This window comes from Fibrisoma montanum (genome assembly GCF_003583365.1).
In the GTDB taxonomy this organism is placed as follows: Bacteria; Bacteroidota; Bacteroidia; order Cytophagales; family Spirosomataceae; genus Fibrisoma; species Fibrisoma montanum.
Window position 1 is genome coordinate 237,367 of sequence record NZ_QXED01000004.1, and the last position, 25,757, is coordinate 263,123.

General features: G+C 54.8%; 17 protein-coding genes. 6 read left to right on the forward strand and 11 right to left on the reverse strand.

What is annotated here, in order from left to right; genetic code table 11:
- Positions 1-10: 10 nt before the first annotated feature.
- The 7 genes from DYU11_RS15035 to pbpC all read right to left on the reverse strand — a co-directional run bounded on the left by DYU11_RS15035 (position 11) and on the right by pbpC (position 13,870).
- On the reverse strand, positions 11-2,422 hold the full coding sequence (locus tag DYU11_RS15035; protein WP_119668517.1) for a M1 family metallopeptidase: 2,412 nt from the start codon (positions 2,420-2,422) through the stop codon (positions 11-13).
- Between the two features lie 89 nt (positions 2,423-2,511).
- Positions 2,512-3,120, reverse strand: coding sequence for a HupE/UreJ family protein (locus tag DYU11_RS15040; protein ID WP_119668518.1), 609 nt, complete (start codon positions 3,118-3,120; stop codon positions 2,512-2,514).
- Between the two features lie 71 nt (positions 3,121-3,191).
- Complete coding sequence (locus DYU11_RS15045; RefSeq protein WP_119668519.1) at positions 3,192-3,701, reverse strand: gamma carbonic anhydrase family protein; 510 nt, start codon at positions 3,699-3,701, stop codon at positions 3,192-3,194.
- 97 nt (positions 3,702-3,798) lie between these two features.
- Positions 3,799-5,055, reverse strand: a complete 1,257-nt coding sequence (locus DYU11_RS15050; protein ID WP_119668520.1) for a hypothetical protein — start codon at positions 5,053-5,055, stop codon at positions 3,799-3,801.
- Between the two features lie 201 nt (positions 5,056-5,256).
- A complete protein-coding gene (locus DYU11_RS15055; protein ID WP_119668521.1) occupies positions 5,257-10,806 on the reverse strand; it encodes an alpha-2-macroglobulin family protein in 5,550 nt (1,849 codons plus the stop codon).
- Positions 10,807-10,927: 121 nt separating this feature from the next.
- Positions 10,928-11,368, reverse strand: coding sequence for a nuclear transport factor 2 family protein (locus DYU11_RS15060; RefSeq protein ID WP_119668522.1), 441 nt, complete (start codon positions 11,366-11,368; stop codon positions 10,928-10,930).
- 69 nt (positions 11,369-11,437) lie between these two features.
- Entirely contained in the window at positions 11,438-13,870 is a 2,433-nt protein-coding gene (gene pbpC, locus DYU11_RS15065; RefSeq protein WP_119668523.1) for a penicillin-binding protein 1C, read from the reverse strand.
- A 94-nt stretch (positions 13,871-13,964) separates the two neighbouring features.
- Here pbpC and DYU11_RS15070 point away from each other — a divergent pair, with 94 nt between their 5' ends.
- A complete protein-coding gene (locus DYU11_RS15070) occupies positions 13,965-15,359 on the forward strand; it encodes an MBL fold metallo-hydrolase RNA specificity domain-containing protein (RefSeq protein ID WP_119668524.1) in 1,395 nt (464 codons plus the stop codon).
- 56 nt (positions 15,360-15,415) lie between these two features.
- Here the strand turns inward: DYU11_RS15070 and DYU11_RS15075 are convergent, their stop codons facing one another.
- Positions 15,416-15,619: a hypothetical protein gene (locus DYU11_RS15075; protein WP_119668525.1), complete on the reverse strand. Its 204-nt coding sequence runs from the start codon at positions 15,617-15,619 to the stop codon at positions 15,416-15,418.
- 341 nt (positions 15,620-15,960) lie between these two features.
- Here DYU11_RS15075 and DYU11_RS15080 point away from each other — a divergent pair, with 341 nt between their 5' ends.
- The 3 genes from DYU11_RS15080 to DYU11_RS15090 all read left to right on the forward strand — a co-directional run bounded on the left by DYU11_RS15080 (position 15,961) and on the right by DYU11_RS15090 (position 19,080).
- A complete protein-coding gene (locus DYU11_RS15080; protein ID WP_229365846.1) occupies positions 15,961-17,202 on the forward strand; it encodes a BatD family protein in 1,242 nt (413 codons plus the stop codon).
- 74 nt (positions 17,203-17,276) lie between these two features.
- On the forward strand, positions 17,277-18,392 hold the full coding sequence (aroC, locus tag DYU11_RS15085) for a chorismate synthase (RefSeq protein WP_119668527.1): 1,116 nt from the start codon (positions 17,277-17,279) through the stop codon (positions 18,390-18,392).
- Positions 18,393-18,420: 28 nt separating this feature from the next.
- Entirely contained in the window at positions 18,421-19,080 is a 660-nt protein-coding gene (locus DYU11_RS15090) for a Uma2 family endonuclease (RefSeq protein ID WP_119668528.1), read from the forward strand.
- A 6-nt stretch (positions 19,081-19,086) separates the two neighbouring features.
- Here the strand turns inward: DYU11_RS15090 and DYU11_RS15095 are convergent, their stop codons facing one another.
- Positions 19,087-19,284, reverse strand: coding sequence for a hypothetical protein (locus DYU11_RS15095; RefSeq protein ID WP_119668529.1), 198 nt, complete (start codon positions 19,282-19,284; stop codon positions 19,087-19,089).
- A gap of 45 nt (positions 19,285-19,329) precedes the next feature.
- Here DYU11_RS15095 and DYU11_RS15100 point away from each other — a divergent pair, with 45 nt between their 5' ends.
- Complete coding sequence (locus DYU11_RS15100) at positions 19,330-20,328, forward strand: FAD:protein FMN transferase (protein ID WP_119668530.1); 999 nt, start codon at positions 19,330-19,332, stop codon at positions 20,326-20,328.
- A 20-nt stretch (positions 20,329-20,348) separates the two neighbouring features.
- Here the strand turns inward: DYU11_RS15100 and DYU11_RS15105 are convergent, their stop codons facing one another.
- Complete coding sequence (locus DYU11_RS15105; RefSeq protein WP_119668531.1) at positions 20,349-21,698, reverse strand: Gfo/Idh/MocA family protein; 1,350 nt, start codon at positions 21,696-21,698, stop codon at positions 20,349-20,351.
- 379 nt (positions 21,699-22,077) lie between these two features.
- Between DYU11_RS15105 and DYU11_RS15110 the strand changes: the two genes are divergently transcribed.
- On the forward strand, positions 22,078-25,086 hold the full coding sequence (locus tag DYU11_RS15110; RefSeq protein ID WP_229365847.1) for a carboxypeptidase-like regulatory domain-containing protein: 3,009 nt from the start codon (positions 22,078-22,080) through the stop codon (positions 25,084-25,086).
- A gap of 98 nt (positions 25,087-25,184) precedes the next feature.
- On the opposite strand, the gene DYU11_RS15115 is transcribed toward DYU11_RS15110, so the two are convergent.
- On the reverse strand, positions 25,185-25,718 hold the full coding sequence (locus DYU11_RS15115; protein ID WP_119668533.1) for a hypothetical protein: 534 nt from the start codon (positions 25,716-25,718) through the stop codon (positions 25,185-25,187).
- Positions 25,719-25,757 lie beyond the last annotated feature (39 nt).

Sequence of the window (25,757 nt, forward strand, 5' to 3'; positions counted from 1 at the left end):
TCCGCCTGAATCAATTTCGACCGCTACCTTGCACCGCCGGCTGCTGGCCATTAGCCCGGCGCTGTTGCTGCATCGGGTTTTGCCCTTGTGGCGCGTAAGGATTCTGACGCTGTTTGAACAACTGAAAACGCGATGGCTGCGACTGACGCGGGAACGAGTTATTCTCCGTATCAATGTCGGCAATCTCCTGGAAAGGATCGAGCGTCCATTGTTTCACCTTTTTGCTGGTGGCAACGACTTTCTTGATGCTCACATCATTAAAACGCCAGATCTCGGCCGGGAAGCGGGCAACCGAATCGGTACCATCTTCAAACTCCATCCGGATGATAACTGGCATCGGGACTCCCCCTTTGTTCTTCAGCGAGATGGTGTAAAAGTTCTTGCTGGCGTTTTCCTGCAAGGCCCGACGCTCATCTTCGGTCAACGTAGCGAGGTAATCCTGGTATTTTTTGCGGTCCGAGTCGGTTACGGCATACGGGTCGTAGCTGTTGTAGAAGTCCCGCATGGATGAATCCTGGGCCACAACCGTCTGGCCTTTGTTTTCGGCGTCGCGCATCTTACTGATGGTTTTCGTCCGGCGCTCGTAGTCGGAACGGGCGTTTGCTTTAGAAACCGTCGGGTCCTGCGAGTCAATCTGGAACCACTCAACTTCTGCCAAATCCTGGTCAACCGGCTCAACACCATAGAACCAGCCTTTCCAGAACCAGTCAAGGTCGACACCCGATGCGTCTTCGAGGGTTCGGAAGAAATCGGCCGGCTCGGGGCTTTTGAAGGCCCAGCGACGGGCGTACTCCTTGAAGGCGTAATCGAACAGCTCACGGCCCATCACCGTTTCGCGGAGGATGTTGAGGGCCGTTGCCGGCTTGGCGTAGGCGTTTGGTCCCAGGCTGATGACGTTGTCGGACGAGGTCATGATCGGCGACAGCACCGATTTGTCAGACTTCATGTAATCGACAATATACTGGGGTTCACCCCGGCGGCTGGGGAAATTGTAATCCCATTCCTTTTCGGCAAGATACTGGCAGAACGTATTGAGACCTTCGTCCATCCAGGTCCATTGCCGTTCGTCGGAGTTGACGATCATCGGGAAGAAGTTATGACCAACCTCGTGGATAATCACCCCAATCATACCGGCCTTGGTTTGCTCCGAATACGTACCATCTGGTTCGGGGCGACCGCCGTTGAACGAGATCATGGGATATTCCATACCGCCACCGGGCGTAGCGTGGCAGGAAATAGCTACCGGATACGGATACTTGATCGTGCGGTTGCCGTATGATTTCAGTGTATGCTCAACTACACGGGTTGAGTACTGGCCCCACAGCGGATTGCCTTCTTTCGAATAGAACGACATGCTCCAGATCTTGCGGCCATCGCCGTATACATCGGTCTGCATAGCGTCCCAGATGAACTTACGGCTGCTGGCAAACGCAAAGTCACGCACGTTGTCGGCTTTGTATACCCAGGTTTTTTTACCCTTTACGTCGGCAGGTTTGGCTTTCTCGGCCGCTTCAGCTTCGGCCTGGGTCACGATGACCACCGGCGTTTTTGAGTTAGCGGCCTGTGACAGCCGTTTCTGTTGCGTAGCCGACAACACCTGCTTGTAGTTCAGACATTCGCCCGTTGAGCCAACGACATGATCGCTCGGTACGGTGATCGCTACTTTATAGTTACCGAATATCAGCGTGAACTCGCCCTGGCCGAGGAACTGCTTGTTCTGCCAGCCATTTACGTCGTTGTAAGCGCACAAACGCGGAAACCAGTGGGCAATGAAGTAGTTTGAGTTGCCATCTTTCGGGAAGAATTCGTACCCGCTCCGGCCGTAGTATTCAGTTACGAAGTAGTTCCAGTCAACACCGAACGAATAGCTCTGGCCGGGCTTCAGGGGCGTCGGCAGGTCAATCCGCATCATGGTCTGGTTGATGGTGTACTTCAAAGGCTGGTTCGACTTGGCATCTTTTACGGCCGTGATGGTATAGCCGTATTTGTCGCTGGCCTGCTGCTGACTGCGCTCCCGAACCGACGTCAGGTTTTGCAGCGCCCCGAAGCTCATGCCGTTTTCGTTAATGCTGCCGGTGCGCGTAATGCTGCCTGTAGAACCCTTGGCAAACAGGTTCTGATCGAGCTGGAGCCAGATAAACCGGAGTTCGTCGGGCGAGTAATTATGGTACGTAACGACTTCCGTACCAATGATCTTCCGGTTGGCATCGTCCAGCTCAACCTTGATGTCGTAGTCGGCGCGGTTCTGGAAGTAGTCGCGGCCGGGGGCACCTGCGGCTGTTCGGAACGTATTTGGTGTCGGCAGCATCGGGCCGAGCTGCTCAAAGCGATTGTTGGCGTTGTAGTTGGATTGCTGGGGTGTTTGTGCCCAGGCACAACTCATTGCCAGCACCGCTCCCAATAGCGAAAGTGATCGTCTCATCGAGGGGTTAATTAGCAAATAATCTTTGGTAAAAATACAAAACTAATGGTTAAGACGTTTGCGAATTCTCGCGCGCTGGAAGAAAATATTTACCCCGCTACCAACTCGTTGTTAATAATCAGCGACAGCGCCATCCCGGCTACGATGCCGGAAACGATCAGTACCCAGTCGCGCCGTCGGACGTTCAGAATTTCGAGAACTACATGGGCGACGCAAAGAACGATACCGACAATAAGCAACTGACCAAGTTCCAGACCAATGTTGAACGCCAGCAACGGCTGAATAATGTCGGCTTCCCGGCCCAGCAGGCTCCGGAGGTAATTAGAGAACCCCATGCCGTGAATAAGGCCAAACAGCAGGGCCAGTACGTATCGCCCCCGGGATTGGCTGGTCGGGGGTTGGTCAGAAAACCGGCTTTTGGGCTCCTGGACGAAGAAATTGGCTACGGTCGTTATGAGGATGGTAATCGGAATTAGTAGTTCAATAACATCCGTTCGGTAGTTGATGATGCGCAGCGTAGCGAGTGCCAGCGTGATCGAATGCCCGATGGTAAAAGCGGTTACCAGAATCAGGACCTGACGCCATTGGCGAAGGGTGTACACGGCACAAAGCGCAATAACGAACAGAATATGATCGTAACCACTCGGATCGGTGATGTGGTCAAAGCCAAGCCGTAGATAAATGAAAAAGTCGTTCATAAAATGTGGGCCTGCACAGGGGCAAAGGGTCAGGTAACATCTGACTACTGAATGCTCTCTGCTTCAGGTCTTTATTTAAACCATTCCGCGTACATTACGTAGTTATTAGCGGTACGCATGAAAATTTCTTCCAGTTCGGGCGTAACGGTCTTGAGGAGCCGGGCCGGATTACCGGCGTAGACGGAGCCGGGTGGCACGATGGTATGCTGGGTGACGATAGCGCCGGCGGCAATGATGGAGCCGCTGCCAACCACGGCACCGTCCATAATGATAGCCCCCATACCGACGAGCACGCGGTCTTCCAGCGTACATCCGTGTACAACGGCATTATGAGCAATGGAGACGTAGTTGCCGATGGTCGTTTTATATTTCTGGTATGTGCAGTGAATAACGGCCCCGTCCTGGATGTTGGTACGGTCGCCGATGGTGATGGAATTGACATCGCCCCTAACCACCGCGTTGAACCAGACGGTACAGTCGCGGCCCATCGTCACCTCTCCGACAATGGTGGCGTTATCAGCGAACCAGCAGTTTTCGCCGAATTGTGGATGAATACCCCGAACGGGCTTGATTAGTGCCATACCGCAAATGTAGCGGATGGTTTAGGTCTGTGCATTTTGGCGCATAAAAAAAGCAGGATCGGTACTGAACCGATCCTGCTTTCATACGTAAATGGGCTTATTTCTTGTCGACTTTATCGACCATTTTTTCGAGCGCATCTTCTACGTCATCGGCCAGGCGGTTGACTTCCCGTTTCACTTTTTTGAAATCGTCTTCACCGGCCCGTTGTACTTTATAATATGAGTCTGTGAGTTCCCGACGCTTTTCTTCGAGGTCCTTGACGCGGTCCTCGCGGTCTTTCCGAGCCTTTTTGCTTTCGCCTTTTACTTCCTCACGAGCTTCTTCCAGCTTTTCTTCAACGTTGTCGAGTTGTTTGGAAAGCCGATCGGTCAGATCACGGCGTTCTTCGCTGAACTCGTCGTTACGATCCCGGTTGCTGCGCTGGTTATCGCGGTCACGATCGTCGCGATCATCCCGTCGATTGTCCCGGTCGTCGTATTGACGATCATCATCCCGGCGGCTGTTCCGATCGTCGTAGCGCTGGCTGCGATTGTCGCGATCATCCATCATCCGGCGATCATCGTAGCGATCACTGTTGCGGCTGTCGCGATCCCGCTCATCGTAGCGGCTGTTGTTCGAATACCGGTCATCCTGATACCGGTTGCTGGAGCGATCGTCCATCATCCGGCGATCATCGTAGCGACGGTCGTTATAGCTATATCGGTCATCGTACCGGCGGTCGTCGTACGATTGACGATCCCGATCATCGCGGTACCGATCGCTCATGCGGTCATCCATCATCCGGCGATCATCGTAGCGGTCGCGGTAGGAGTCGTTCGAGCGGCTATCGTAGCGGTCGTCACGGCGGCTGTTGTCGTCGTAGCGGTCGTTCTGATTGTCGCGGTAGCTGTACGAATCATTACGGCTGTTCCGATCATCGCGGCTGTCGTACGAATCGCTGCCCGACATGCGGCTGGAGCGGTCGTCGCGATTGTCCTGATCGGAGTAACTATAGCGGTTGTTATACGAACTGCCCCGCTCGCTGCTGCGCGAATCATTGCGGTTGCGCTCGTCGTCACGATCGTTGCTTTTGCTGTTAAATAAGCTGCCGAGACCGCTGTTCTTGTTAGTACGGTTGTCCTGATCGCGGTTGCTGTCCGAATTGCGGTTACGGTCAGAGTCCCGGTCGCGGTCGTTGCTGGCGTAGCGGTCCTGTGACGTATTGGTCCGGCTGTCCCGGTCGCGCTGCGATGCGCTCTGACGGCTGCGGCTCGTGTTTGAATCGCCATAGAGCCAATTCTCAAACGAGGCACAGGATGATAGGCTAACGGTAGCCGCAATCAGCGACGCTACCACCCAGGTTCTCTTTTTCATAACGTTTCTTTCTAGTAGACGATGCCGATAATCTTTGACCAAAAAGTGTACCAAGCCACTTTTTAGTCAATGAACCAGGGAAACGCTATAAATGTTAGAATTCATTCTACATAGTTTGTGGAGTATATTGCGCATTCGGCCGGGGCTTCAGTACGTTGTTTGCTAACCATTTAGAACCACGTACTGAAACCCCGGCTGCAACTATTTAATGGTTATGGCCCCGGCACCGTTGTAACTCCGGTAATCGGGATTGTACATGGCATCTGCCGAAACGGGGCCCAGCACAAACCGTCCTTTCGAGACCGCCCGAACGAGGTAGTAGAAAGTTCGTTCGGTGTTATCTGCTTTCGTGTAGAAATTGATCCGGTCGTCCCGAACATCAAAATGATCTGGAACGCTCGGTTTCTGAATCCACGGCATATCCCGGGGTTCGGTCAGCCGGGGATTTTCTACCTCAAAGCCGGCCGGAAGTAAGTCCGTAACGACTACATTGTCGACCGTCAGGCCATTCTGGCTAAGCAGGGTCAGCTTGACTACCACCAGATCATTCTGCCGGAACGTACCGATCGGTTTGCCATCGCGGCTGAGAAACTCACGCCGAACGGATAGCCCGTTGTCTTCTTCGGCAACGGTTCCGCTGGCCGGAACACCTTCGCTCTGGGCAAAATAATAGATCGTTCCGGTTCCCTTCGTGTTGACTGTCAACGGTTGCCCAACCGGCAGGCGTCTGATCTGTACCGGGGCTTCGGTCAATGCACCAACTGACTTGCCGCCGGCCAGCACCGTAGCAGTAGCCGTATTGCCGGCGTTCTGCCGGGCCAGCTTACCCAGTGCTAAAAGGGCAAAAGCCGCTTCCTGGGTGTTGAGGTAATTTGTCTGGCGAACGGCGGCCGACAATTGCCGGGCCAGGGTTGGAATCTGCAGGTTGTCCGGATCCGAATCGACCAGTGAATGTAAGACCAGGGCCAGGTTCCGCAGGGGAGATGCGTAGCTGTCGCCGGTTTGCCGACCCGTGGTAGAATCGACAAAGCGTTTTGGCAGCAGGGCTGAGTAGCCGCGTGTGTCGCCGATACGGGCAAATGCGGCCGCCAGCAGATACCGAGTATCGGGAGTAAGCAGGCCGACGTTCTGTTTGTAATAGTTCATGGCCGGGCGGTTCGGCTTACCGGCTGCAGCGAGTGCGTACAGGCCATATATGGCGGTTCGGCTAGCCACTGTCCGAGCTGTTCGGTCGCCCGGAACCCGCTGCCCCGTTTCGTCGTAACGAACGTCGGTTTCGGTGCGGGACAGGCCTGCACTCGGATTGCTCGTCAGGTTGGTCAGGTAGTCGATGGCTTTGCTCAACACCGAACCACGGACTTCGTAGCCGGCCTGCTGGGCTTCGGTGAGAAAATGCACCGCGTAGGCCGTAGCCCACGGGTCTTCGCGGGGAAAGCCCGGCCACATCGAGAAGCCACCGTTGTAGGTTTGTACCCCTTCGACGGTTTGAATGCCCTGCCGGACATTGGTAGCCGGATTCAGATCACTTTCGCCGTTGCGGACGAAATACACGCCACCCTGGCCAATGGTTTTGACCAGATCGGCAAAGTATATCTGCGGAAACGCTTTCGAAATAGTCTGTTCGATGCAGCCGTGTGGGTAGCCGAGCAGATACGACAACTCCCGGCCGTACTGCGCAACCGGCGACCGGCTCAGCGTGATGCTGGTCCGCGCTGTTCCCGGCAGAAAGCCGCCGGGTAGTTGAATCGCCTGGCTTTGGCCGCCCGGTACGGCTCCTGATGCACTCGTTTTCACGAGCGAAGCCGCCGGTCGGACCGTTACGTCCGTTTTCTCGGTGAAGGATTCGCCCCGCAGCGAAGCGCCGACTCCATTGACGGTTACGACAAGTGCACCCGTACCGATGGCTGATCGGGCCCGGACGCGGAATAGGGTGCGGCTTTCGCGACCCGGCTGGATGGTGAGCGTCTGCACGGGCGATGATGCGCTGTCGGTCACGATTGTCAGCGGCCCCGTCACGGACAGCCGGGCTGTAACGGCGGCTGCTTTTGGGGTTGTATTGGTCAGGTTAACGGGTAGTTCAAGTTCATCGCCGGGCGTCAGGAAGCGCGGCACACCGGCGCTGATCACAATGGGGTCGGCTACCTTCATGTTCGTATTGGCCGATCCGAACGCATTGTCTTTGTAAGCAACGGCCATGATGCGCAGATCGCCCGAAAATTGCGGAATATCGACCGTAAACTCAGCTTCGCCATCGAGCCCCGTTTCCAGAATACCACTCCAGAGCGCCACCAGCTTCACCCGGCCATTGCTGAGCGGATTAACGCGCCGTTCCAGATCGTAGCCGTCGCCCCCCACGCTCGACGTAGCATTCAGCGACAACTCCGGATAGAGCAGGGCGTACAGATCGTGGCTGCCGACTTCGAGCGCCCGTTTCTGGTAAAAGAAGCCGTGAATGTCGGGCGTGCGGAAATTTTTCAATTGAAGAATTCCTTCGTCCACTACTGCCAGCGTTACCTGCGCATTAGCCCGGGTTTTCACGCGGATGGTCTGTTTGGTTTTTGATCGCGACTGGGCCACGGCCGTAATGGTAACGGGCAGCTGCGTATCATCGGCGCTGACCGGTACCGGCGCAAAACCGTGAGCAACCGTCAACGGTAAATTGGTCCCATTCGCATCAATGGCGCGGATCAGCGTAGCCGTTACGTAGACGTTCGGCAGGTGCTCGTTTCCGACCGGGAAGCTCCATTCGGCCGATTTGTTATCCGTGTTCAGCCAGTGGTATTCGACCACCCGGTTGCGCTCGACCGTTACGAGTAGTTTACCGTCGAAGGGCGCCTTGAACAGCACCTTCGCCTGATCGCCGACCTTATAGGCCGGTTTGTCGAGCGTCATCAACACCTGGCCTTCCTGACTGACCTCGAACGACGACGCGGCTGTGCTGCCGTAGCCATAGGCATAAAAACCAGTGGCCGCGTAGTTCACCGCCGACTTCTCGGCCTGATTGGGTCGGCGAATCCGGATCTGGTATTCGCCCGATACGGTCGGTACGTAGCGGAACGACGCTTTCCCTCCTTTGAAAGTAAGGGCGTTGGTATAAACGGATTTTTCGCGCTTCCGCGTACTGTACCGGATCTGCTCGTTTTTCTTTTCAATTACGGTCTGATAATCGAACCGGACGACCTCAACCAACGCCGAGGCCGCCGGGCGAAGCTGCCCCGCCGGGTCCAGCGCCACCAGTTCGACCGCAACCGGCGCATTGGTAGCAACGTAGCGGTCGGCCAGCCGGACGCCGTAGAAAGTAGTCTGCGTCAGTACGTCGAAGCGCCGGAGCCGGTTGACCGGCCGACCGTTTTCATCGAACACCGTCACGAACAGCTTGCCTTCCAGCATGCCGATCTCCTGGTATAAAGGTGAAATCGGGAAGCGCTCGGTGGCTTGCCCGTTCGCGTTGGTTCGCCCCTGGCGGAGTTCTTTCTGAAAGGTGGTTTCGTTTGGAATGTCAAAACTGTACGCATCATATCCCTTGGGCGCGAAGACTTTCCGCTTCAGTTGCAGTTCCATTTCATAAGCCCGGTCGCTGGCTGGTGGGCCAAACAGGTTCAGGGCCGTAGCCGACAACGTGATGGTCTGCCCGGCTGCGTAGGCGGTTTTATCCGTCAGCACATCCACTTTAATACGGTCCGGTACAAACTCCTCCACGCTGATCGGCTGCGACGTGAGCAGCGTACCATTCGCGTTCTGAATCTCAACGCTATACGTACCCGTTACGGCCGCCGGGTCAAGAGGGATGTCGGTCGTCACGGCGCCCTGGCTATTGGTGGTTTTACGAAACGCCCGAAACTCGCGGCCATTGGGCATCAGTACCCGCACCGTAACGGGCACCTCGCCGACACTCTGCCAGGTAGCCGACCGGATGATGGTGTTCAGATGGATGGTTTCGCCGGGGCGGTAGATGTCGCGGTCGCCGTACACGAACGCATCAAAGCCCGATGCATTGTCCCGTTTGCCCTCCACCTCAAAGCGCGACGTTTCGACCTGCGTATCGGGCAGGTGAATAAAGTTAAAATCTTCCTGCGTGCGGGCGGTCAGCAAGGCAATGGTAAAGCCGGGTGCTTTTTCGTTTACTTTTTCAAAGCGCACAAAGCCGCTGCCGTCGGTTTTCTGCGTGGCCACCGATTGGTTGTTGCTGCTGACCAGCGTGATCTCCACGCCCTGGAGGGGTTCGGCGGTGCGGATGGAATTAGCCCACACGAGCACCTCGTCCGGGGTGTGTCGGGCCACCAGGCCGATATCCGAAACCGAAACCAGTTGACTGCTACGCAGGTACGCTTCATTTTTTGACCCGACCGTAACCAGATACACCCCCCGGTAGGCGTTCGGTTGATCAGGCAGCGCGATGTTCAGCGCAGACACCCCCCTGACTTTGGGCAGATCGGTCGTTTCGACGGTTTTGTTCACCAGCAGGTTGCTCAGTTGCTCCTGCTCATCGTCGTTGTAATTGAACTTTCCGTTGGGTTGCCAGCTACCGTCGGCGGTTTCGGCGTATTCCTCGTAACGGTAACTACGCAGGTAGTTCAGTAGATTGTTCTCAAATACTTTGGCGATTCTGACCTGCACGCGGGGTACGTTAACAATGGACAAACCCACGTTGCGGGCTCCTTTCGACGACAGGTAAAGTGCCTTTTTGCTTGCAAACTGAATGCTGGCGGGCATTTTGCCAAAAAACAGATCGCGGGTTACGGGCTCGTCCAGCTTTGTATTCAGCACCCCCCGTATCTGATCGGTCAGGGTCAGTACGTAGGTGTCCGTTTCGTTGAAGTCGCCCCGGATGATGAACCCGTTCTCGGTCAGCTCGGCGGTCGTTTCGATCTGGGGCTGAATGGTATAATACTGGCTCAGATCGCCCGGCTGCAGTTCCTGCGTCGTGATGACCCGTACCTGGCCGCGTGGCCCACCCGGTCGGTTGTCGTTAAAGCCGGTCTCTACGTCGGCGATCTCAATTCGGTAGCGGGATGGTAGCGTACTGGTTTGTTCAATGGCCTCCTTAGTGGTGTAGGCGGTGTTGAGCACTTTAACGCCTTGCCCTATTTTCAGAGCCAGCGGCTGCTCGTTTTTCAACGCCGGTGCGTTGGGTAAGGCCAGTTCTACCAGCGAACGCCGATCCGCCGATTCGGGGCCTTCGCCCCCTTGCAGTAGCTGAGGGGTCAGCGGTTTATCATCTGCCGAAACTGTCAGTTTGGTCGAGACCTCCGCCGAGGACACCGGATAGTTGAAGTTCAGCCGGGCTTTAGCGACGGGCTGACTGGTTTCGCGGGAGCGCGTCCACCAGGTTTCGGTACCCGTGAGCTGGAGATAGGGGGTATGAAACGCAATGGCCTCGCCCGACACGTTAAGGTCTTTTGTTGCCGACCGCTTCAGCAGATCGTCGGTTAATTCAGCCCGGTAGTCGGTAGCCGCATCGAAAGCGACGGCCGGCGAAAACACCAGTTCGTTGGGGGAGATCCACTTAAACTTTCCCCGAACGGCCGGGATAAACCGAACGTACTGCGTTGAGTCCCATTCGTCGAGGCCAGTTTCCGGGCCAACGTTCTTGTTGAAAGAAAAGGTCAGGTTCTGGGTTCGCTGGATTTCGTCGCCGAAGTTGCGGCCCACAACGGTCACTTCATTGAACGGTAAATGGGTGCAGCCCAGCCCAATAAAAAAGAATAGGGCAACAAAAAGCAGGGGCCGGAAAAAGACGGTAGGTTTCATTGTAGAGGGTAGCTAACTCACGGCATACTAACGAAAAACCCACTCATTCCAGGTGAGTGGGTGTCAATTTTACGGGAACTGGCCGTATCGACTTAGCGAACGGCAAACTTCCGGAAGGCTGCTATTGCCGTACCGGCGTAAACTGAACGTTAACAATCTTCCAGGCGTCGCCCTGCTTGGCACAAATGACCGAAAACGCTGCGTTGTAGTCGAACGCATTGCCCTGCACATTCCCTTTGACTTTCCAAAAACCGGTCATCACCGCCGAATTGCTGTTGTAGGTGCGGGTGCGTGTTTCGGAAACCGTAGCGTTGTCGACCACTACGTAGCCGCCACTGATGGCCTGTAGCAGCAAATCGCGCTCAATGCCCTGGCCGTCAAAGCTGGTCAGGAAAAAGTCGTTGGCCAGCAGTTTTCCCATTGTGTTGCCATCTTCATCCAGCATGGCTTTGAAAAAGGCATTGCCGAGGGCTGTAGGGTCCTGAGCTGGGTCGGTAGTCTGTTGAGCAAACGTGGTCGTTGTAAACAAAAAGACGGTTACTACTAGTGAAGCAAGTTTCATTGATATAATATTTAAGGCCGGAAAAATGATGGTTTTTCCTCAGAATGCAAAATAAAGAAATGGTTATCATTACTCAGATCGGATGACTACCCGCACGTTGCTATGCCGGCCTTTATCGTCGGCGCACGAAACGGTCAGCACACCGGGGCGGGGCCTGAAAAAGACGCCTTCGCCGGGCGACGCTTTCTGGTATAGCTTATCATTGAGGTACCAGAATACGGTTTGTACGTCGTTGGCTGCCAGGCAACTCAGTTCCATTTCGACCGGTTGCCGGGGATTGATAAAGTATTCGCTGCCGTCGTTCAGGCTAACGATCTGCGGTCCGGATTGAGTATCGCCGAACACCCGTTCGCAGGCAGGGTTGTGGGGCGGTACGGTCTCGAACGGAATGTGCCTGCTCCGATAGAAAGCCATCAGGTCCGGTGTCAGGTTTGGGTACGACCGACGCACGATGGCTTCGTGCTGATCCGGAAGGCAGTACGTACAGTAGGAGATCGTACCGGCTGCATTGGTCGACACGGCCCGCCGGTGCTGGCAGCGCCGAAACCGGGATACGCCCATGATGCAGTAATCGGTTACTGGATTTGTACAGAATTCGCCGGGAGTATCGCCGGTTTCGGGGCAGATCCGACGCATTGCTAATCCTTTGGGCGGCTTGAACCACCCCCGGGCTGAGTTGTAGTCCAGGGCGTTGAACAGTTGAAACAGCAGGGGCGTGGCGGTATTGGCTCCACTTAGTTCCGCAACACCGGCCCCCGAAAAGTTTCCGACCCAGACACCGATGGTGAAGTTTCGGTTATAGCCAATGCTCCAGGCGTCGCGCCGACCGTACGACGTGCCGGTTTTCCAGGCGATACGGGGCAGGTGGTAGCTGTTATCAAAGTTGTTGGGCAGATCCGGGCGGGTAATCTGGGTCAGCGTGTGCGTGACCAGATAAGCGGCTTCCGGGGAAAAGGATTTAGTCAACCTCACCGATCGTCGGCCCGGCCCCGTCCTCTCTTCTTTTGAAAGCGGGGCCGGGCCTACGATTGGTGAGGTCAACGCCAATGCCCCCACAACCCCTTCATTAGCGAAACCCGTGTAGAGCCGCGTCATTTCTTCCAGGGTAACACCACATCCGCCCAGAATCATTGAAAGCCCCAGGTCCTTCGCCTGTTTCTGGATAGTCGAGAAGCCGGCTTTGCGCATCATTGAAATGAAGGTGGGCGTACCAATGTCTTTAAGCAGGGCTACCGCCGGAATATTCAGCGAGTTGGCCAGGGCAAACTCCGCCGTAACGGAGCCGTTGAAGCGCCGATCATAGTTGTCCGGCTCATAGCCGCCGAAGTTAGTGGGTACGTCATTCAGTTTGGTTTTGGGCGTAATCAGCCCTTCGTCGAAGGCCAGCGCGTACAGCAGGGGTTTCAGGGCGCTACCCGGCGACCGTACTGCCCGAACGCCGTCTACCTGCCCCCCATCGAACGTATTCGCATAATCGGCTGACCCGATGTAGGCCACTACGTCCAGGGTTCGGTTATCCACAACCAGAACGGCCGCGTTGTGGATATTCAGGGCCCGGACCCGGTTAACGTAGTTGTAGACGAGTTGCTCAGCCGTAGCCTGAGCCGCCGGCCGAAGCGTTGATCGGATGATGGGCGTGTCTGGATAAGCAGTCCGCAGCCGACGAGCCAGATGGGGAGCCTGCTGCGGAGCGGCCCGGCGTCGGGCCGTAAGGGGTTCGTTCAGGGCGTCGGCAATAGCGGCCTCATCGAACAACCCGGCTGACCGGAAGCGGGCCAGCCAGCGGTTACGTTCCTGCATGATGTACGCATTGTTGATGCCCAGCCGCAGGCTCGACGGTCGGTTGGGGATGATGGTCAGCGTGGTTAGTTCAGCCAGACTTAGCAGGGTGGGTGGTTTGCCAAAATACAGCAGCGATGCGGCTTTCAAACCCTCGATGTTGCTGCCGTACGGAATCAGATTCAGATACAGTTGAAGAATTTCATCTTTTGAGAAATGCAGTTCCAGTTGCAGCGCCCGGAATAGTTCAAGCAGTTTGCTGCCGTACGTCCGTTCGCGGGGTTCCAGCAACCGGACGGTCTGCATCGTAATGGTGGAGGCCCCCGACGTTCGTCGGCCGGTTAGCAGGTTACGGCCGGCGGCCCGGATCATGGCAACCGGGTTGAAGCCGGCGTGATAATAAAAATACTTGTCTTCTTTGAACAGAATCGTTTTGCGGACAATCGGGGTGATTTCCGTCAGTTCGGCGTACATGCGCCATTTATCATCGCGGCTCAGAAAAGCGTGCAGGGTTGTACCATCCTGAGCCGTAATCAACGGAGCGTAGGGTACCGATGTGCGAAGGGGAAAAAGCAGATCAAGGCCGAAGAAAACCAGCAGGAATACCGGCAAAGCCCAGAAAAGAGGACGACGTACCAGCCGGAACAGGCGTCTGGAAACAGCCCTGTGCCTGGTCGACGGCTGAGTGAATTTTGTGAAAGCAGAGCCGGGCTGATTCGACATACCTAGTTACCAGTCTGAACAAATATACGTTTACCGGGTCTTGAAATTTTATATAATCAACGTAATTACACCTTCAATCGCGACCCTTACCGATATGAACCTTCAATTCTTTGGTGCAGCCCGCACCGTGACGGGGAGTAAACACCTGCTGACGACCGACAGTGGCACCCGTATTTTGCTCGATTGTGGCCTGTTTCAGGGAATCAATACCGACGAGCTAAATCAGAATTTTGGTTTTGATCCGGCCAGCATTGACTTTCTGCTTTTGTCGCACGCGCACATCGACCATACGGGATTAATTCCCCGGCTGGTTCGTGAGGGGTTCACCGGACCTATCTACGCAACCCCCGCAACGGCCGACCTGTGCGAGATTATGCTGTCGGACAGTGCGCACATTCAGCAAAAAGACCTGAAGCGCATCAACGAACGGCGCAACCGGCAGGGACGCCCCGAACTGGAACTACTCTATGAACAGGCCGATGTAGAGCAGGCGCTTCGCCAGTTTAAACCGGTGGATTACGGTAAGCTGTTCCGGCCCACCGATCAGATAAGCGTACTGTTTACAGACACCGCCCATCTGCTCGGCAGCGCTGCCATCAGTCTGGCGATTCAGGAAGACGGGCAGGAGAAGCGGCTGTTTTTCAGTGGCGATATTGGCCGGCCTAACGATCAGATTCTTAAACGCCCCGAGCCATTCCCGCAGGCCGACTACATAATCTGCGAATCGACCTACGGCGACCGACTGCACGAACCCGAGCCGGATATGAAAGCGCATTTGCTGCAAATCGTGCAGGATACGTGCGTCAAACGAGGGGGCAAACTGATTATTCCGGCTTTCGCCGTTGACCGGACGCAGGAATTGATCTACGCCCTCGACCAACTGGAGAGTGAAGGAAAACTCCCCCGATTGCCCGTTTACATCGACAGCCCGATGGCGGTGAAGGCGACCCGGGTTATGGACGATCATGAGGAATGTTTCAACCCGCAAATCCTGCGTTACATCAAAAAGGACGGCAACGCCTTTGACTTCCCGAATCTGCACTACATTTCCGACGTAGAGGATTCCAAAGCCATCAACGACCGGTCGGAGCCCTGCATCATTATTTCCTCATCAGGAATGGCGGAGGCCGGACGGATCAAGCATCACATCAAGAACAATATTGAGGATAGCCTCAACACGATTCTCCTGGTCGGGTACGCATCGCCGGTGACGCTGGGAGGAGCCTTGAAGCGGGGCGACCGGGAGGTGAAAATCTTCGGTGAAACGTTTACCGTCAATGCACAGGTGGCTGTAATGGATTCGTTCAGCGCCCATGCCGACTACCGCGAAATGCTGGAATTCCTGGCTTGCCAGGACCCGACGCAGGTCAAAAAGCTGTTTCTCGTTCACGGCGAGTACGACAAGCAGTTGATCTGGAAGGCGAAGCTGGAAGCGGCTGGTTTCTCACGGGTCGACATCCCCGAGATGCGCGAGCGGTTTGCGTTGTAAGCAACAAAAAAGCCTCCGGGTTGGCCGGAGGCTTGTATCGCTAAGAAGCGTTTTCTTCAGGAAAACCGTACCCGCGAAAAGCAGCGGTTCAGCACAACACGATAAATTTTACCAAACTGTGCATAACACCAGGTCTTGAGTTGTTTAATTTCCTCAGGAACCAGCATGGCGATGGCTTTACTCAACTCTTTTTCAAACAGGGCCTTATCAAAACTCACCTTCTGAAGGATGGTTTTAATGTATTCCAGCATTGAGGCCATACTCACATCTAATTTTTGGTTAAAAAGCCTATGGATTTATTAATTTGGTTGAACGTTTCGTTTTCAATCACTACTCACAGCCATAACGGTGTGTAAAGTGCAATTGTTGCTCAAATATAACGATGCCATTAGAAATATTCCGCAAATTTCTTGTATTATTTTTTTGTTGTATTTCAGCCGTTTTTGGACAAAGTGCTGAGAATCTTGTAACTATTGAATTAAGTCAAACCGCTTTTTCGATCGAACGGCCCTTTACCATTTCGGTGATCGCCCCAAACAGCGAAAATAGGCCGATAATCGACTTTCCAGACATACCGGGTTTTATAAAACGAGGTACTTCGGTGAGCTTTACAACGTCCGAAGTTGAGAATAAACCGGTTGTAAATCAAGTAGTCACGCAGACGTATCAGGCAAAATCGCCGGGACGGTTCAAATTAGCGCCATTCTCGGTAACCGTCAACGGATTCGTGGCCCGATCAGAAGGGGCAGTGCTGGTTGTACGGCCGGCGGCTGCGGTAGCGGGCGGTCCCGATGCAACAACACTCACGACGCCCGCCACGCCACCAAGTGGTTCGGCTTTTCTCAGCCTCAAAGCGTCGCACTCGTCGATTTATGCGGGCGAAGGGGTAGCGCTTTCACTGGCGTTCTACGTAGCGGATGATTATCCCTACGAACTGGAGTTGAGCTTTACAGCGCTGGATCGACAGTTGCAGACAATCCTTAAAAAAATTCGCCCCGCCAACGCCTGGGAAGAAAACGTTGGGATCAATGACTTGAAGCCCATCCCGGTGATGGTGAGCGGACGAAAGTTCAGAGAGTATTTGTTGTATCAGGCTATTTACTTTCCGCTGTCGGCCCAGCCTCTCCGATTGCCGGCCGTGTCGATGTGGCTCGCACGGCCCCGGCCTAAAGTTGGCCCTCCGCTGGCGCAGTCCGAAACGGTCGTGTTTACCAGCAAACCGCTTACGGTAAACGTTCGGCCGCTGCCGCCCCATCCGCTGCGTGGTCAGGTGCCGGTCGGTCTGTTTCATCTGGCCGAATCCGTTGAACGCACGCGGGTAAGCATTGGGCAGAGCATTCGGTATAGCTTTGCCGTGGAAGGGGAAGGAAACATCGCTACCCTTCAGGCCCCTGTGCCGGCCACCGGCCCGGAGGCTACGGCCATTGATATTTTTCCGCCGAAAGAACGTCAGACGCTTAGTCGCGCAGGAGGGCGCGTGACCGGCCGTAAAACATTCACCTACTTTCTGATTCCGCGCCAGAATGGTCCGTTGCCACTCGGTGACCGATTTCAATGGATTTTCTTTAATCCGCAGACCGCCCGGTACGATACACTGCGGTCGCAGATACAGTTGCAGATCGGCACGGCGACGACGGCAGTAGCTTCGGTCGACGGTGGGGTTGAGAAACCAGGGCAGAGCGTTTCGTCCGGGGTCGGTACGCCAACGTCAATTTATGCGGGTATTGATAAACTGGACAGCACCGACCAGCCCATCAACGGCGCTGTGTTGGTTCGGGCGGTAGCTAATGTGCTGATCATACTGATGTTACTGGGCATGTTGGTTGTGTTTTTCAGAAGATGAACCTACGATTACGCGGAATCCGCAGATTTACCCGAATTTTGCTGGTCAATTGAATCTCTGCGATACTTGCGGCTATGAGTAGTACATACGGAACCCTCTTTAAGATCTCAACCTTTGGCGAATCGCACGGGCCGGCTATCGGCGTAGTGATCGACGGCTGCCCGGCCGGTTTGCCGTTCGATACTGACTTTATTCAGCACGAACTGGATCGGCGCAAACCCGGTCAATCGCGCATCACAACCCAGCGTCGCGAAGCCGATGAGTTTGAGGTATTGTCGGGGGTGTTCGACGGCCGGACGCAGGGAACGCCTATTGCCCTTGTTATTCGTAACACCGACCAGCGTAGCAAAGACTACTCGCACATTGCCGGGCAGTTTCGTCCGTCGCACGCTGACTACACGTATCAGGCCAAATACGGCTCCCGCGACTACCGGGGTGGTGGCCGGTCGTCGGCCCGCGAAACGGCCGCCCGGGTAGCGGCCGGGGCAGTGGCCAAGCTGTTGTTGCAGCAGCAGGGCGTTCAGGTACAGGCCTACGTATCGCAGGTGGGCACGTTGAAGCTGGAGAAACCGTATCAGGCGCTGAATCTGCCCCTGGCCGAAGAAAACGCCGTTCGCTGCCCGGATCCTGAAACGGCCGAGCGCATGTTTCAGTACATCGACGAGACTCGCAAGCGGGGCGACTCCATCGGTGGTGTGGTCGATTGCGTTATCCAAGGGGTACCGGTGGGCTGGGGCGAGCCGGTTTTCGATAAGCTGCACGCCGAACTGGGAAAAGCCATGCTCAGTATCAACGCCGTGAAGGGATTTGAGTACGGCAGCGGCTTTGCGGGTGTAGAGTTGTACGGTTCGCAGCATAACGACGAATTCTATACCGACGAGCAGGGCCACGTTCGTACAAAGACCAACCATTCGGGAGGCATTCAGGGCGGGATCAGCAACGGCGAGGACATTTACTTCCGGGTGGCGTTCAAGCCGGTGGCTACCATCATGCAGGATCAGGACAGCGTCGATGTGCACGGCCAGCCCGTAACAGTATCGGGCAAAGGCCGTCATGATCCCTGCGTTGTGCCCCGCGCCGTGCCGATCGTGGAAGCCATGGCCGCGCTGGTGTTGGTCGATATGTACCTGCGAAACAAGGTAGCGCAGGTCGCAGGCCAACAGACAGAAAAAGAGGCTGGATTATTGTAAATTTGTTAGTAACCCAATTTGACAAATCATGCAAGCCACCTTACTCGAACAAGCCCTGCAAATGCCTGACGCGTATATTTTCATTGATCGTTTGCAGGCGGCTTTGGAGCTGGAGAAAGCGGCCCGGGCGAATTTCTACACCCTTGTTGAGGAGAACCGGAAGATGGAGTTCATCAACGGCGCAATCTACTACCACTCGCCGGTTCGGTTGCGGCACAATGAAGCGTCGGGTAATATATATGAGTTACTTCGAACTTACGTGCGACTAAAAAAACTGGGATACGTTGGCATCGAAAAGCTGCTTGTTTCCTTAACGCGCAATGATTACGAGCCGGACGTTTGTTTCTGGGGTAATGAGAAAGCCAGCGACTTTAAACCGAGCGAGGCTCAGTTTCCGGCGCCTGATTTTGTGGTTGAGGTGCTTTCTGACTCAACCGCCGAGAACGACCGCGGTATCAAATACCAGGATTATGAATCGCACGGGGTTAGGGAATACTGGATCGTAGACCCCGAGAAGCAGGTTATCGAACAGTACGTGCTGCAGGACGATACGTATGAGCTATTAGTCAAAGCGTCGGACGCAACAATTACCAGCGTAGCGGTAGAAGGATTTCGCATCCCGATTCGCGCCGTTTTTGACGAAGCCGAAAACGCCCGGATACTGGCCCAGTTGTGGCAGAATGGATAAACAGGATTACTCTTTTTTGTTGAAAGCGCCTTTCATGATGGCAAAGCCGAACAGACTGAAACCGGCGGCCTGCCCCAGAATGCCGATTGTGAAAAGTGTACCCGCCCACGACTGATCCTTTAAGACTGACCCCAGCAGCAACATAAGGATACCACCCAACCAAAACCCCGCTGCCAGGATAATGTATTTGTTCTTAATCGTCATACTCTCGTTCTGTAAGCTGTTACGATAACCAAATTCCCCCCTGCTTTGTCCCTACGCTTTGTCATTCTGTTTTTGCTGCTTGGTTGGTTGCTTCCGGCGGGCGCTCAGCCGCTGCACCGCTATAGTTTCCACCGAGGGCTCATGGGAACGCAATTTAACGTAACGGTTTATGCGCCTGATAGCCTGACCGCCAGTCGGGCTAACGGAGCCGTTTCGGCCCGGATGGATTCGCTGAATCAGATCATGAGCGATTACCTCGACGGCAGTGAAATCAACCGACTGTCGGCTTCCAGTGGTTCGGGCCAGTGGGTACGGGTCTCGCCCGAGCTTTTCGACGTACTCCAGAAATCAGTAACCATCGCCCGACTGTCGAATGGCCGTTTTGATCCAACCATTGGGCCGTTGTCGCTCCTATGGCGCCGGGCTGTTCGCCGGAAGGCGTTTCCGTCGGGTAAAGAGCGTCGAAGAGCCCGGCGATCCGTTGGGTACCGGTTCATTGAGCTGGATTCAGTAACGCGTTCCGTTCGGTTGCGCCGGGCCGGTATGCGGCTCGACATGGGCGGGATCGGGCAGGGATTGGCCATTGACGAAGCATTAGCCGTGTTACAGGGCTTCGGTATCCGTTCGGCTTTGATTGATCTGGGGGGCGATGTTCTGGCGGGCGATGCGCCACCCGACCGACCGGACGGCTGGCGTGTGGCAGTCAGTTCAGGAAAAGCCGGCGATACGGATACGCTGACGGTGTATCTGAAAAATGCGGCTATTACCACCTCAGGCGATACGTACCGGTATCTGGAATACAACGGTCGGCGGTATTCACACGTCATGAACCCCCGGAGTGGGCTGGGTTTGCGCCATTTCGTTCGGGCCACCGTGCTGGCACCCGATGGATACCATGCCGACGCCCTGACCAAAGTATTCAGCGTAGCGGGCTGGCGGAAAAGCCGTCGGTTGATTAGTCGCTTTCCCGGCACAAAACTGTACATCCTCGAAAACAAAAACGGCCGGCTGCGCAGGTGGCAGTCGGCCGAATTCCGGATGTAGAGACACAACATATTGTGTCTCTACACGGCAATCGTTTTGCCGGGAACGGCAATCGGATAGATACCGTCGGCGTTGGGGATTACCTTAGGCATAGCGTCCCAGGCCAGTTTTTCGGGGAAGAGGTCGATCTGCGAGTTCAGGGCTTCGTCCCACTTCACCACTTTCCCCGAATACGTTGCCATCCGGCCCATAATGGCCGTCATGGTGCTTTTAGCTGTCCGCTCGGCATCGGCAAATTTGTATTCGCCTTTGGCAATGGCTTCAAACAGTTCGTCGTGCTCGATCTGGTACGGATTGTCAGTCGGTTTTGCCGCGTAGGAGAAGATTGGCTGTCCGTTGTAGCCCATCAGCGCGCTGCTTTTCTTTTCCATACCTTCAACCTTGCCTTTGGTACCAAGGAACAGCTCATCTACGCGGCTAAACGTACCTTCGTAGTGTCTGCATTGGCTATTGATGGTTGTGCCATCGGCATAAACGAAATCGACGATGTGGTGATCGAAAATTTCGCCGTCGTCCTTACCGTTCCGCACTTGGCGGCCACCGGTGCCCTGGCACGAAATCGGATAGCTCTGCTTTACCCAGTTCGCTACGTCGATGTTATGAACGTGCTGCTCGTTGATATGGTCGCCACAAAGCCAGTTGAAATAATACCAGTTACGCATCTGGTAATCCATCTCGGACTGATTCGCCTGACGAGGCTTATGCCAGACGCCACCACTGACCCAGTAAACCTGCCCACCAACAATGTCGCCCAGGGCGCCATCGTGAATGCGCTTGATCATTTCCCGGTAGCTGGGCTGATAGCGACGCTGCAGACCGGCTACTACGTTTAGTTTTTTCTTCTTGGCTTCTTCCGCTGCGGCCAGCACTTTCCTCACACCCGGCGCATCGGTAGCAACCGGCTTTTCCATGAAGACGTGTTTGCCCTGCCGAACCGCTTCCTCAAAGTGGCTCGGCCGGAAACCCGGTGGCGTGGCCAGGATCACTACGTCGGCGAGCGGAATAGCCTGCTTGTAGGCGTCGAACCCGACAAACTTCCGGTCTTCGGGTACGTCTACTTTAGAGGAGCCATCGGCGGCTTTCAATCCACGGCCAGTCAGCGACTTATAAGCCTGATCGAGCCGGTCGCGGAAGGCATCGGCCATCGCCACGATCTTGACGTTCTGTTTTGTACTGAGTGCCTGCTGAGCAGCACCGGTTCCACGTCCACCGCAACCGATGAGGGCAACTTTGATGGTATCGTCTACCGACCGGTGATAACCACCCGCAATAGATCCAAAAGGCAGGCTGCTTAGTAATGCGCTACCCGTCAGCAGGCCGGAGGCCTTCAGGAAATCACGCCGACCGGATTGTTCGAAGTCGTTGTTCATGGAAAAAGAATATGAGTTGAGAAAAGAGTGCTGACTAGTAAAAGACAGCTCCTTATCAAATTTACTACCCGTCAGTTTGCTATCGATCTACATACCGGTAACACGAACACACCTGAAACCAGAAATTCAACGGACGTTCCTCAAGAGTACAATAGATCGAGTAACGTACATTCCTTGTATGAAAAAAGCTACGTATAAGGTAGAGCGTTAAAGTTTTGTTAAACAGATACTTAGCGACATATAACTAATTTTTAAATCATATTTTTTATTAATATCAAGAATTTTTTGGACAAAAAGCAGAGTTTTATCTAGTTTTATATTTAAATAAACCGCGAGTTTACTTAATCCTATTCACTTACAATTACCTATGTGTACAACTATGAGGTATTCTTTACCACTGGTCTGGCTGTTTTGTGTAATGTCAGTTAGTGTGTTTGCCCAGGTTCGAATTGCTGGAAAGGTCACCGATGAAGTAAAGAAGGAAGAGCTGGCAGGTGTCAGTATCACAGTAAAGGGCAAAGTGATCGGCACGATTACCGACTCAAAAGGAAACTTTTCCTTATCGACCAATACGCCAGCTCCATTCACGATCGTCGTTTCGTCGGTCGGGTACCAGACGCAGGAACTCCCAATCAATGGTAACCGCACAGACCTGAACATTACAATGAAGGAACAGGTCACGTTTGGCGAGGAGGTCGTTGTGTCGGCCTCGCGGGTTGAGGAGAGTGTTCTGAAGTCGCCGGTAGCGGTTGAGAAAATGGACATCCGGGCCATTCAGAACACACCAGCCCCGGATTTTTACAGTGGGTTGGCCAATTTCAAAGGAGTCGACATCTCTACGCAGGGGCTGCTGTTCAAATCAATTAACATGCGGGGCTTTGGTGCCAACGGTAACCCACGCACGGTGCAGCTCATCGATGGTATGGACAACTCCGCGCCGGGCCTGAACTTTCCCATCGACAACATCGTGGGCGTTCCGGAGCAGGACGTAGAGAGCGTCGAGATTCTGCCGGGAGCGGCATCGGCGCTGTACGGGCCAAACGCGATTCAGGGCCTGATCCTGCTGAACAGCAAAAGCCCGTTTCTGTATCAGGGCCTCAGCGCTAACGTAAAGACGGGTATCATGCATGCCGACAATCGTACCGAGCCAACGACCGGTTTCTACGATGCATCGATCCGGTACGCCAAGGCGTTTAACAACAAGCTGGCTTTCAAAGTAAACCTGTCGTACATAAAAGCCAAAGACTGGCAGGCAACGAACTATACCAACCTGAACGGTGGGGGAAATGCTGATCCGAATCGGGGTCCGGGCACGGCTATAAACTATGACGGAATGAACGTATACGGCGATGAGAACCAGGCTAACATCCTTACGGTTGGACAGGCGCTGGTGGCTGCCCGACAACTGCCGTCTGCTGCGCTGGCCCTTTTGCCTAACCGGAACGTAAGCCGTACGGGCTATCCGGAGGTAAATCTGGTTGATTACGACACCAAAAGCCTTAAAATAAACGGTGCTGTCCACTACCGGCTGACGGAAAAAATTGAAGCCATCGGGCAGATCAACTACGGCTTCGGTACGACGGTATATACAGGTAACGGCCGGTATTCGCTGCGGGATTTTAACCTGACGCAGGGTAAGCTCGAACTGCGGGGCGACAATTTTACGCTGCGGGCCTATACGACCCAGGAGCGATCGGGCAAGTCGTACACGGCGGGTCTGGCCAGCATCTTCCTGAACGAAGCCTGGAAACCCAGCTCAGTCTGGTATGGTCAGTACGTGGGCGCATTCGCACAGGCTCGTCAGGCAGGGCAGTCAGAAGATCAGGCGCACCTGACGGCCCGGGGCGTTGCTGATCAGGGGCGGCCCGTACCGGGCACCGAAGCTTACAACCGGCTATACGAGGCTGTCCGGACGAACCCGATCTCAAATCCGACAAACCCGGGCGGGGCGTTTCTGGATAAGTCGAACCTGTACCATGCCGAGGGGGTGTACAACCTGAAAAATGAAATCAAGTTCGCCGATGTCCTGATCGGCGCTAACTTCCGCATGTATCAACTGCGTTCGGAGGGGACGCTCTTCGCTGATCAGGTGGAGGGACGTACCGGAACGATTACTATTAACGAATACGGCGGGTTTGCCCAGGTAAGCAAGCAACTGTTCGGCGACCACCTGAAACTGACGGGTTCGCTACGGTACGACAAAAACCAGAACTTCAAGGGCCAGTTTACGCCCCGGGTGTCGGCCGTGACGACGTTTGGCGATCATAACATCCGACTGTCGTATCAGACGGGTTTCCGGATTCCAACGACGCAGAATCAGTACATTGACTTGCAGACGCCCAACGCCCGGCTGATTGGCGGCTTGCCGGAGTTCTTCGACCGCTATCAACTGTCGAACTCCTACTCCCGCCCCGACGTAGCGGCTTTTGGGGCTGCGGTGCTACAGTCGGCGGCTGATCCGGCTCTGCAAAAACAGGCTGAAGATTTAATTACTTTGCAAGCTCGCCCTCAGGTGGTGGCTGCTGTACAGGCAGGCGTAACGGCCGGGCAAATTCCAAACAATCAAACGGCTATTGATGCGGCTATTCAACAGGGAATCAATGCAGCTATTCAGGCTAATAAACCGGCAGTGGTACAAGGGCTGGCGGTAAACGCGAATCTGGCAAATTTAAAACCCTACCAGCGCAAGGAGTTTAAGCCGGAGCGGGTCGCTAACTACGAAATTGGGTACCGGGGCATCATCAACAAGCGGTTGTTTATCGATGCGTATTACTACTACAGCGTATACACCAACTTCATCGGTTCGGTTATTCTGATCCAACCGACGGCTTCGGCTGCGCCGGGATTGCTGCCGCTGGCATCGGGCGTACTGAGTGGCAATACGCGTCGGGTATTCTCGGCACCGGCCAACAGCAGTGAACGCATTACGGCTTCAGGCTGGGCGGTGGGCTTGAACTACAGTCTGCCCAAAGGATTTGTCGTTTCCGGTAACATTGCGAATAACAAACTGAACAATTTCACGCCTTCGCCTGAGCTGCAAACCTCCGGGTTTAATACGCCGGAATACCGCTGGAACCTGTCCTTCAGCAAGCGGCCGACCGCTACGTCGAAAGCGGGTTTTGCCCTGACGTTCCGTCATCAGGATCAATTCACATGGGAAGGCTTTGGCCAGCCGTCGGAAGCGGGGGTGCCCTTGTACGCAAACACGATTGTACCAGCGATCAACAACTTCGATGCGCAGGTTAACTACAAGCTGTCGAACCTGAAATCAATCGTCAAGATTGGGGGCACCAACCTGTTTGGCAAACCCTATTTCCAGGCGTTCGGTAACCCATACATCGGATCAACGTACTACATCAGTCTGACCTTCGACGAGTTACTCAATTGAAACAATTGAGTCGGCTTTACCAGATCATGAACATAAACAGAACGGCCGGCCTACGTTACGTAGGCCGGCCGTTCTGTTCACAGACAGAAACGATTGACTTATTGATTGCTGTTCCCTGAGCTACCCGACCCTGATTTTTGAGTTGGGTAGGTGCTGCCGCCACCTTGTTTCCCTTTGGCGTTGCCAGAGGGCGTACCGGGTTTGCCCGGCCCTGTCGGTTGCGGATTGCCGGTTGATACGTTCTTATCGCTTGTCTGAGCTTCTTTCCGAACTCCGCTGGTCGATGTTGGCCGCTTCGAACCACCCGTCGTGCCCGACGTTGACTTCTGATCGACATTGGTGCCGTAATCAGGTGTTCCGGTGCTGGTCAGGCCGCCGTCGGTGGCTGTCCCGTTTTTCGTGCTTTTTGCCCGATTGGCACTGCCTTGCGATTTTACGTTCGTACCCTTAGCTCCGCCGTTCGACGGTACGCTGGCCGATCCTTCCGATGTGCTGCCCTGCGTGTTCGTCGGTGAGGTAGGCGACAGGTTGCTGTTACCGTTGCGTGTAGCCCCGGACGACATCTTACCAGTGCCCCGGCGCTGCATACCCTCAACGGAACTGGTATTGGCGTCACCTCCTTTTGAAGTCATTCCATTAGAACTTCGTTTCTGTCCCTGTGTCTGAGCCAT

What these genes read in the sequence shown, in the direction of transcription:
- DYU11_RS15035 (WP_119668517.1), bottom strand. Translation starts at nt 2,422, where the DNA reads ATGAGACGATCACTTTCGCTATTGGGAGCGGTGCTGGCAATGAGTTGT.
- DYU11_RS15040 (WP_119668518.1), bottom strand. Translation starts at nt 3,120, where the DNA reads ATGAACGACTTTTTCATTTATCTACGGCTTGGCTTTGACCACATCACC.
- DYU11_RS15045 (WP_119668519.1), bottom strand. Translation starts at nt 3,701, where the DNA reads ATGGCACTAATCAAGCCCGTTCGGGGTATTCATCCACAATTCGGCGAA.
- DYU11_RS15050 (WP_119668520.1), bottom strand. Translation starts at nt 5,055, where the DNA reads ATGAAAAAGAGAACCTGGGTGGTAGCGTCGCTGATTGCGGCTACCGTT.
- DYU11_RS15055 (WP_119668521.1), bottom strand. Translation starts at nt 10,806, where the DNA reads ATGAAACCTACCGTCTTTTTCCGGCCCCTGCTTTTTGTTGCCCTATTC.
- DYU11_RS15060 (WP_119668522.1), bottom strand. Translation starts at nt 11,368, where the DNA reads ATGAAACTTGCTTCACTAGTAGTAACCGTCTTTTTGTTTACAACGACC.
- pbpC (WP_119668523.1), bottom strand. Translation starts at nt 13,870, where the DNA reads ATGTCGAATCAGCCCGGCTCTGCTTTCACAAAATTCACTCAGCCGTCG.
- DYU11_RS15070 (WP_119668524.1), top strand. Translation starts at nt 13,965, where the DNA reads ATGAACCTTCAATTCTTTGGTGCAGCCCGCACCGTGACGGGGAGTAAA.
- DYU11_RS15075 (WP_119668525.1), bottom strand. Translation starts at nt 15,619, where the DNA reads ATGGCCTCAATGCTGGAATACATTAAAACCATCCTTCAGAAGGTGAGT.
- aroC (WP_119668527.1), top strand. Translation starts at nt 17,277, where the DNA reads ATGAGTAGTACATACGGAACCCTCTTTAAGATCTCAACCTTTGGCGAA.
- DYU11_RS15090 (WP_119668528.1), top strand. Translation starts at nt 18,421, where the DNA reads ATGCAAGCCACCTTACTCGAACAAGCCCTGCAAATGCCTGACGCGTAT.
- DYU11_RS15095 (WP_119668529.1), bottom strand. Translation starts at nt 19,284, where the DNA reads ATGACGATTAAGAACAAATACATTATCCTGGCAGCGGGGTTTTGGTTG.
- DYU11_RS15105 (WP_119668531.1), bottom strand. Translation starts at nt 21,698, where the DNA reads ATGAACAACGACTTCGAACAATCCGGTCGGCGTGATTTCCTGAAGGCC.
- DYU11_RS15110 (WP_229365847.1), top strand. Translation starts at nt 22,078, where the DNA reads ATGAGGTATTCTTTACCACTGGTCTGGCTGTTTTGTGTAATGTCAGTT.
- DYU11_RS15115 (WP_119668533.1), bottom strand. Translation starts at nt 25,718, where the DNA reads ATGACTTCAAAAGGAGGTGACGCCAATACCAGTTCCGTTGAGGGTATG.